Source organism: Paraburkholderia sp. Ac-20347 (genome assembly GCF_017104805.1).
Classification (GTDB): domain Bacteria; phylum Pseudomonadota; class Gammaproteobacteria; order Burkholderiales; family Burkholderiaceae; genus Paraburkholderia; species Paraburkholderia tropica.
Map to the genome: position 1 here is coordinate 1 of NZ_JAAGPN010000367.1, position 6,254 is coordinate 6,254.

Annotated in this window: 8 protein-coding genes; all 8 read right to left on the bottom strand. The window is 68.1% G+C overall.

The window, feature by feature from the left end; translation table 11 throughout:
* A partial coding sequence (locus G3N97_RS35395; RefSeq protein ID WP_205997480.1) for a VacJ family lipoprotein occupies positions 1 to 820 on the bottom strand: 820 nt, incomplete at its 3' end.
* 11 nt (positions 821 to 831) lie between these two features.
* Positions 832 to 1,410 (bottom strand): outer membrane lipid asymmetry maintenance protein MlaD, encoded by a 579-nt coding sequence (gene mlaD / locus G3N97_RS35400; protein ID WP_065062821.1) that lies wholly within the window; start codon positions 1,408 to 1,410, stop codon positions 832 to 834.
* A 120-nt stretch (positions 1,411 to 1,530) separates the two neighbouring features.
* The gene (mlaE, locus tag G3N97_RS35405; protein WP_205997481.1) at positions 1,531 to 2,307 is read right to left on the bottom strand and encodes a lipid asymmetry maintenance ABC transporter permease subunit MlaE; all 777 of its coding nucleotides are present in this window, start codon (positions 2,305 to 2,307) and stop codon (positions 1,531 to 1,533) included.
* Positions 2,304 to 3,125, bottom strand: coding sequence for an ABC transporter ATP-binding protein (locus G3N97_RS35410; RefSeq protein WP_205997482.1), 822 nt, complete (start codon positions 3,123 to 3,125; stop codon positions 2,304 to 2,306). The genes mlaE and G3N97_RS35410 overlap by 4 nt, the downstream gene beginning before the upstream one ends.
* Positions 3,126 to 3,293: 168 nt before the next feature.
* The gene (gene thiE / locus G3N97_RS35415) at positions 3,294 to 4,406 is read right to left on the bottom strand and encodes a thiamine phosphate synthase (protein WP_205997483.1); all 1,113 of its coding nucleotides are present in this window, start codon (positions 4,404 to 4,406) and stop codon (positions 3,294 to 3,296) included.
* Positions 4,406 to 5,221: a thiazole synthase gene (locus G3N97_RS35420; protein WP_205997484.1), complete on the bottom strand. Its 816-nt coding sequence runs from the start codon at positions 5,219 to 5,221 to the stop codon at positions 4,406 to 4,408. The genes thiE and G3N97_RS35420 overlap by 1 nt, the downstream gene beginning before the upstream one ends.
* A gap of 52 nt (positions 5,222 to 5,273) precedes the next feature.
* Positions 5,274 to 5,471, bottom strand: a complete 198-nt coding sequence (gene thiS / locus G3N97_RS35425) for a sulfur carrier protein ThiS (RefSeq protein WP_065062715.1) — start codon at positions 5,469 to 5,471, stop codon at positions 5,274 to 5,276.
* Between the two features lie 88 nt (positions 5,472 to 5,559).
* The coding region (locus tag G3N97_RS35430; RefSeq protein ID WP_205997485.1) for an FAD-dependent oxidoreductase at positions 5,560 to 6,254 on the bottom strand (695 nt) is incomplete at its 5' end.

A 6,254-nucleotide genomic window follows, 5' to 3' on the forward strand; every position in this document is an offset into this window, starting at 1 on the left:
CCATGCTGGCCGCCGTGGGCGTAGCAGCACGCGCCGCGCCCGATGCCGGCGCCGCTGCCGCCGCGCCCTGATCGGCGTCTTCGTAATTCGGCGGCGGCGTGTCGCCGTAGTCCGGCAGGCTGCCATCCGACGACGCGTGGCCGTCCGACAGCAGATAGCGGCGGCGCTGCAGGTAGGTGTTGCGCACGAACGAGTACTTGTCGATCGCCGCGCCTTCCAGCAGGTCGCTCGCGCCCAGCAGATTCGCACGCGTGCTCACCACGTTCAGGCCGTAGAGGCCCCACGAGAGCGCCGCCGGATCGACATAGGTGAGCGGGTTGATGAAGTAGTTGCCGACGAGACCCACGCCGTCACGCACCGTGCTCGGCCCGAACAGCGGCAACACGAGGTAAGGACCGGCGGGCACGCCGTAGTGACCGAGCGTCAGGCCGAAGTCCTGATTGTGCTTGGGCAGCTTGGCGAGCGTCGCCACGTCGAACAGGCCGCCGACACCGAAGACCGTGTTGATCACGATCCGCATGATGTCTTCGACGCCGTCGGTGATCTTCAGCTGCAACAGGTTGTTGGCCGCGTTGTAGACGTCGCCGATATTCGCGAAGAAGTTCGTCACGCTGTCACGCACCGGCTGCGGCGTGATCTTCACGTAACCCTTCGCGACCGGCTTGAGCGCGTACTGGTCGACCTTGTCGTTGAAGGTGTAGACGGTGCGGTTGAAGCCTTCCCACGGATCGTCCTTCGACGGCGTCTGCACCGTCGAGCACGCCGTGAGGGCGAGCGCCGCGACACCGATCGAAACGGCGCGCATGCGTGTGGTCATCATCGTTTTTCTCCTTATTGCGCCGCCGCGCCCGAACCGGCTGCTGCCGGCGCGGGTGCCTGGACCGGCGCGGCGCTATCCCCGCCTGCCGGACCATTTGCGGCCCCACTTCCACTGTTACCCGATTTCGACGCGCCCGAGTCGGCAGCCTTGCTGTAGAGGAACTGGCCGATCAGGTTTTCGAGCACGATGGCCGACTGCGTCATCGAGATGGTATCGCCGGCCTTGAGCATTTCCGTGTCACCGCCCGGCTCCAGACCGATGTACTGCTCGCCGAGCAGACCCGAGGTCAGGATCTTCGCGGACGAATCCTTCGGAAACTGATACTGCTGGTCGAGATTGATCGTCACCAGCGCCTGGTACGTGTTCGAGTCGAAGCCGATCGACGCCACGCGGCCCACGGTCACGCCCGCGCTCTTCACGGGCGCGCGCGGCTTGAGGCCGCCGATATTGTCGAACTTGAGCTTCACGGGGTAAGTCGCCTGGAACGACAGCGAGCTCATGTTCCCGGCCTTCAGCGCGAGAAACAGCAGTGCAATGAAGCCCAGCACCACGAACAGGCCGACCCAGAAGTCGAGAGCAGTCTTTTTCATCGTCATCCCAATGAGAATCCGTTGCGGCGGCGCGCGGCCCGAAAGCCCGTCGCGCCTGCCGCGCCGCCCCGCCGTTCGCGTTCGACCCGGTCGAAACGCGAGACGCCGGAGCGCCTTGCTTTAGCTGAACATCAGTGCGGTGAGCAGGAAGTCGAGGCCGAGCACCGCGAGCGACGCGTACACCACCGTCTTGGTGGTCGCGCGCGACACGCCTTCGGGCGTGGGCTTCGCCTCGTAACCCTGATACAGCGCGGTGAACGTGACGGCAAAACCGAACACGATGCTCTTGATCACGCCGTTGCCGACGTCGGTCCAGACATCGACGCCGCCTTGCATCTGCGACCAGAACGCGCCCGAATCGACGCCGATCAGCAGCACGCCCACCACATAACCGCCCAGCACGCCGACCGCGCTGAAAATGGCCGCCAGAATGGGCATGGCGATCACGCCCGCCCACATGCGCGGCGCCACCACGATGCGCACCGGGTCCACCGCCATCATTTCCATGGCCGTGAGCTGCTCGCCCGCCTTCATCAGGCCGATTTCGGCCGTGAGCGAGGTGCCCGCGCGACCCGCGAACAGCAGCGCCGTGACCACCGGACCGAGCTCGCGCACGAGCGACAGCGCGACCAGCAGACCGAGCGCCTGCTCCGAACCATAACGGTTGAGCGTGTAATAGCCCTGCAGACCGAGCACGAAGCCGACGAACAGGCCCGACACCGCGATGATCAGCAGCGAATAATTACCGACGAAGTGGATCTGCTTCGTGACAAGACGCGGACGGCGCAGCAGCGGGAAGAATTCCAGCACGAGGCGCACGAAAAACCGCGTGGCATGGCCCGCGCGCGCGATGGCGTCGAGCACCGCGCGGCCGACTGAACTGATGGCGCCGGTCATGAGCGGCCTCCGCCAATGCCGAAGTCCGCGCCGAGCGGCACGTTCGTCGGGTAGTGAAAACGGAACGGGCCGTCCGGCGCGCCGTCGATGAACTGGCGCACGATCGGATCGGTCGAGGCGCGCAGTTCGTCGGGCGTACCTTGCGCCTGCACCTTGCCGTTCGCGAGGAAATACACGTAGTCGGCGATTGCGAACGACTCGGGCACGTCGTGCGTGACGAGGATCGACGTCGCGCCGAGCGCGTCGTTGAGCGTGCGGATCAGGTTCGCGGTAATGCCGAGAGAAATGGGGTCGAGTCCCGCGAAGGGCTCGTCGTACATCATGAGTTCGGGGTCGAGCGCAATCGCGCGCGCGAGCGCGACGCGGCGCGCCATGCCGCCCGAGATTTCCGACGGCGCGAGGTCGCGCGCGCCGCGCAGGCCCACGGCGTTGAGCTTCATGAGCACGAGGTCGCGGACCAGTTCTTCGGGCAGATCGGTGTGCTCGCGCAGGGCGAACGCGACGTTGTCGAACACCGACATGTCGGTGAACAGCGCGCCGAACTGGAACAGCATGCCCATTTTGCGGCGCAGCGCGTAGAGGCCGTCGCGCGTCTGCGCGCCGACGTCCTGGCCGTGAAACAGCACCTGGCCGCGCTGCGCGCGCACCAGCCCGCCGATCAGGCGCAGCACCGTGGTCTTGCCGCCGCCGGAGCCGCCCATGACCGCGATGACCTGGCCGCGCCCGAAGCGCATGTTCAGTCCGGACAGGACGAGCCGATCGCCGTAACCGAAGTCGACGTCGCGCAGCTCCAGAAGGGTCTCAGAGGTTGAGGGCACGTGGCTGACAGTCCATTTACACGAAGGCGGGATTATAGGGCCATCGTGGAATTGCTGCCGTGATGCGCCCATGCCGCTTGATGCAGTCGGAAAGGCCGTGAAAGGCCCCGCTGCTCGCTCCTCGCGCCGGTCACGCAACAGGGGCGCGACCGGCGACGAGGCGGACCATTATTGCGTAAACGCGTTGCGCAACGCAGCAACGGCGGCAGCCGGATCGGCGGCTTCCGTGACAGCGCGCACGACGGCCGCGCACGGCGCGCCGGTGGCGAGGACGGCGGGCAAGGCGGCGGCGTCGATGCCGCCGATCGCGACCATCGGCACCACGCCGTCGAGCAGTTGCACGTAGCGCGCGAGACGCTTGAGACCTTGCGGCGCGGTCGGCATCTGCTTGGTCGTGGTGGCGAACACCGCGCCGCAGGCGACGTAGCTCGGGCGGAAGTGCAGCGCCGTCAGCATCTCGAAATAGCCGTGCGTCGACAGACCGAGGCGCGTACCCGACGCCGCGATCGCGTTCAGATCGGCGTCGCGCAGATCTTCCTGGCCGAGATGGATGCCGTAAGCGCCCGCCGCCAGCGCGGCCTGCCAGTGATCGTTGATGAACAATTGCGCGTCGTGCTTGCGGCCCGCCGCGACGCAGCGCTCGATTTCACGCGTGAGTTCCGGCGATTCAGGCTGCTTGCTGCGCAGCTGCACGGTCGTCGCGCCGTAGTCGAGCACGCGCTCGACCCAGTCGGCGGTCGGCAGCACGGGATACAGGCCGAGCCGCGCCGGGCAAGGCGCGAACGGCTGCGCGGGCGCGTCGGGCAGACCGAGCACGCGCGGGAAGCGCGCGATGTCGACCGGCCAGGCGTCGGTCTGCTGTTCGTCGCCGTCGCGCCAGGCGAGCGCGAGCACGAGCGCGTCGTGCGGATCGAAACCGCAGTCGAGGAACGCCGCCAGCGCGGGAATCCAGTCCTCGGCCAGCGCGCCTTCGAGCGCGTAGCGCTCGCCGCCCAGATGCAGCGTGACGCGCGCCTCGCGCGGATCGTCGCCCGCGGCTTCGATTACGCCCGCGCCTTCGGTCATCCAGCGCGCGATGTTCGCGAGATGCGGCGCGGCGTCGGTCACGACGATCAGATCGCCGCCGTTGGGCGCGTCGGGCGGCGTCAGGCAGATGCGCCACGGCGCCTGCGTCGCCGCCCAGTCGCCCAGACGCGCGCGGATGCGTTCCGCCGTGGCGGTCAGCGCGTCGGCGGGCGGCCAGAACAGTTCACGGCCCTGAAAATGCAACGTTTCACTCATTACTTGCCTCCATCCTGGTGCCAGAACGGCATGCCGACGACCGGCGTGCTCGCGACGGCGGCTTCGCGCTCGGCCATCGGTCCGGCGAGATATGCACTGCGCCCCGCCTCCACGCCCAGCGCGAACGCGCGCGCCATCGCGTCGGGCTGCGTCGCCTGCGCGACTGCCGTGTTCAGCAGCACGCCGTCGAAACCCCACTCCATCACTTGCGCCGCGTGCGACGGCAGACCAAGGCCCGCATCGACGATCAGCGGCACGTCGGGCAGCCGCTCGCGCAGCACGCGCAGACCGTACGGATTGATCACGCCCTTGCCGGTGCCGATCGGCGCGCCCCACGGCATCAGCGCCTCGCAACCCGCGTCGAGCAGACGACGGCCGATCACGAGGTCCTCGGTGCAATACGGCAGCACCTTGAAGCCGTCCTTCACGAGCCGCGCGGCGGCTTCGATCAGGCCGACCGGATCGGGCTGAAGCGTGTAGTCGTCGCCGATCAGTTCGAGCTTGATCCAGTCGGTGTCGAACACCTCGCGCGCCATGTGCGCCGTGGTGACGGCTTCGTTGACGGTGAGGCAGCCCGCCGTGTTCGGCAGCAGCGGCACGCCGTGGCGCTTGAGCAGATCGAAGAAGCCGGCTTCGGCGCCGCCCTCGTTCATCTGGCGGCGCAGCGCGACGGTGATCATGCCGGGCCGCGCGGCCGCCATCGAATCGGACAGCGATTGCAGCGACGGATAGCGCGACGTGCCGAGCAGCACGCGGCTCTGGAAAGTTTCGCCGTAGAGCGTGAGCGCGTCGGCGGTCGGTTGAAGCGTGGTCATGGCGGAAATCCTGGTCGGGTGGCGTGGGCGCGCGGATCGGCTAACGGCCGTATCAGCCGCCGGCCACCGGGCTCACGACGTCGAGGCGGTCGCCCGCCGACAATGCGCGCGCGCCGTGCTGGGCGCGCGCCACGAAATCGCCATTCACGGCGACGGCGAACGGCGGACGTGCGCCGAACGCGACCAGCGCGTCGGCGACGGTCGCGCCCTCGGGAAGCGTGAGCGGCTTCTGATTGATCTGAATGTCCATAACGATTCGTCTGACTACGTGTGTTTCATGCGGCGCAAGCGGCGCGCCGTCGTGTCCATCGTGTTCCTGTTCGCGGATAGCGACGCGCTCAGGCCGGTTCGTGCGCGCGCGGCGCGGCTTCGGTGCGGCGGTCGTGCAGCATCGACGCCCAGCGCGATTCGGCGCGCAGCGCCTCGAATCCGTCGGCGTCCTGCATGCGTCCCGCCAGCAGCGCTTCGGCCACTCGCACGGCTTCGTCGGCGACGGCGGGCGCGATCATGAAACCGTGGCGATAGAGGCCGTTCACGCGCAACGTGTTGTCGCCGTCCCAGAAGAGCGCGGGGCGATGGTCGGGCAAGGTCGGGCGGCACTGCGAATTGAGTTCGAGAATGCGCGCCTCGCCAAACGCCGGATGCACGGCGAACGCCGCGCTCAGCAGTTCGAGCGCCGAGCGCACGCTCACCGGCGAGCGGTCCTCGCCTTCGATTTCGGTCGCGCCGATCACGTAGACGTCGTTCTGCTTCGGCGCGATATAGAGCGGATAACGCGGATGCAGCAGGCGCACCGGACGCGTGAGCCCGATGCCCGGCGCGTGCACGCGCGCAACCTCGCCGCGGATGCCGCGCAGTGCGGGCAACGCGGGCTTCGCGCCGAGTCCGCGGCAATCGATCGTCACGCGTGCGGGCGGCGGATTCGCGTCGTCGACCGTGGTATTCCAGTGCGTTTGCACGCCGCGCTGCGCGAGGCCCGCGGCGAGCGCGGCCAGCGCCTGACGGTTGTCGAGCTGGCCTTCGCCGTCGAGCA